Consider the following 2,376-nt stretch of genomic DNA (forward strand, 5'->3'; position numbering starts at 1 on the left):
CATTACCTGTTTTATTGGAATTATTTTGCGACAAGCAGGGGACTATCCGTCGGCACTGGAGAAATTGCGAGAGCTGCCGGAGGTGACCGAGGCTTATTACACCACAGGGCAATACAGTGTGCTGATTAAGGTAATGGTGCGCAATATCGACGATTTGCAGAAGCTGTTGATAGAGCGCCTGCAAGTGATTGAGGAAATACAGTCGACGGAAACATTAATTTCGTTGCAGGCGCCGATACAGCGCAGTATTCGGGCGTGATCCAGCATTCGGGGTCGGAGAGTTTCCGAAATCTAACATGCATTCCGGCTCCGAGCTAGAAAGGTGGGCTTCAACATGCATTCCGGCTCCGAGCTAGAAAGGTGGGCTTCGATGCATTCCGGCTCCGAGCCGGAATGCTAACCCACTGATTTTACAATGAATGCCAAAACTGTAATTACGGCTCCGAGCCAGAAAGGTAGTCGACAATGCTTTCTGCGGCTTGCCGTCCTTCGGCGATGGCGGTGACAACAAGATCGGCGCCACGCACCATATCACCGCCGGCGAAGATCTTCGGATTCGACGTTTGCATCGGGAAGAGCGAATCTTCTTCGGCCGCGCTCACCAGCGACCATTCATTCACCTCAACGCCGTGCTCTGATAGCCACGCAGGCGGGTTAGCTTGATAACCAAATGCCAGAATGACGCTGTCGGCGGGCATGACAAACTCAGAATCGGGAACCGGCTCCGGGCGGCGGCGACCTGCAGCGTCGGCTGGACCAAGCGCCGTGCGTACAAAACGGACACCCGTCACCTTTCCGGCTGCGTCACTCTCGATCGCCAAGGGCTGCAGATTAAACTCGAATTGAACACCTTCGTCACGCGCATGTTGCACTTCCTTACGCGAACCCGGCATGTTCTGTGCGTCGCGCCGATATGCACAAACCACTGACGCAGCCTCCTGCCGCACAGCGGTGCGCACGCAGTCCATCGCTGTGTCACCCCCACCGAGAACCACAACCCTCTGTCCAGACAATGACAGGTAGGGGTAATCGTTCATCGGCAATTCCATAATTTGTGCGGTGTTGCCAATGAGGTAGTTCAGCGCTGGAACAACCCCATCTGCATTGAGGCCGGGTAGGCCACCGTCGACAGCTTTATAAGTGCCAAGACCGAGGAAAACTGCGTCGTAGCCATGCAAAAGCGCATCAAAATCAACGTCTTTGCCAACCTCGCAGTTCAGCTTGAACTCAATGCCCATGGCCGAAAAAATCTCGCGCCGCTGCGTCATCACCGACTTTTCCAGTTTAAACGCAGGAATCCCGAACGTAAGTAAGCCGCCGATTTCTGGGTACTTGTCATACACCATGACATCGACGCCGTTGCGCGCCAAGACGTCAGCACAGGCCAGTCCGGCGGGACCCGCGCCGATGACGGCGACCCGTTTGCCGAGTTTTTCCACTGCCGACACATCAGGACGCCAGCCCATCGCGAATGCAGTGTCATTGATGTACTTTTCAATCGCGCCGATGGTTACTGCACCGAAGTCGTCATTCAGCGTGCAGGCACCCTCACACAAGCGATCTTGCGGGCAAACCCGACCGCAAACTTCAGGAAGACTATTGGTTTGATGCGACAACTCAGCAGCTTCAATGATTTTTCCGGCCTGCGCGAGCTCGAGCCATTGCGGAATGTAATTGTGCACCGGGCATTTCCACTCGCAATACGGATTGCCACAATCGAGGCATCGATCCGCCTGAGCGGCGACTTGTTCCGCTGGCATCGCGTCGTGCACTTCAACAAATTCAATACGTCGCTGCTGTAATGACTTTTTCGCCGGCTCAGCACGGCCAACATCGAGAAATTGATAGATATTTTGCGCCATTACATCACCTCCACGCGAATTGAATCGGTCGAACGTGGCCGATGGCCGAGTAGATCGCGCAGCTCCCTTGCTTTGGGTTTAACGAGGCGAAACTTGGGTAGCCAATGTTGGAAATCTGCAAGAATCTGACGTGAGCGCTCACTTCCGGTGTGTTCCACGTGATCATGGATAAATCCGCGCAAGTGCTCTTGCAGAATAGGCTGCTCAATCGGCAACACCTCAACCAGTTCAGCATTGATTCGTTCGTTGAAATCGTCATCTTCGTCGAGAATATAGGCCATGCCGCCGGTCATTCCAGCACCAAAATTAATCCCAGTTTGACCGAGAACAACCACTACACCGCCGGTCATGTATTCGCATCCGTTGTCGCCGATGCCCTCAACGACGGCGATGCAACCACTGTTGCGCACGGCAAAGCGTTCACCGGCTAAGCCAGCAGCAAAAACACGGCCACCGGTGGCACCATAAAGACAGGTGTTGCCCATAATCACCGCTTGATGCGAAGCGAAAGACG

2 protein-coding genes and 1 pseudogene are annotated in these 2,376 nt (G+C 54.3%); 1 reads left to right on the top strand and 2 read right to left on the bottom strand.

The window, feature by feature from the left end; translation table 11 throughout:
• On the top strand, positions 1–259 hold a 259-nt coding region (locus tag J5F18_RS19125), incomplete at its 5' end, for an Lrp/AsnC ligand binding domain-containing protein (protein WP_346300100.1).
• Positions 260–434: 175 nt separating this feature from the next.
• On the opposite strand, the gene J5F18_RS19130 is transcribed toward J5F18_RS19125, so the two are convergent.
• The gene (locus tag J5F18_RS19130; protein ID WP_346300101.1) at positions 435–1,862 is read right to left on the bottom strand and encodes an FAD-dependent oxidoreductase; all 1,428 of its coding nucleotides are present in this window, start codon (positions 1,860–1,862) and stop codon (positions 435–437) included.
• Positions 1,862–2,376, bottom strand: a pseudogene (gltB, locus tag J5F18_RS19135) (glutamate synthase large subunit); the annotation flags it as partial. The pseudogene gltB and the gene J5F18_RS19130, both read right to left, overlap by 1 nt.

Source organism: Halomonas sp. BM-2019, from assembly GCF_017584085.1.

Bases quoted from the DNA above. Each gene is read 5' to 3' on its own strand.
- J5F18_RS19130 (WP_346300101.1), bottom strand. From the start codon at position 1,862: ATGGCGCAAAATATCTATCAATTTCTCGATGTTGGCCGTGCTGAGCCG.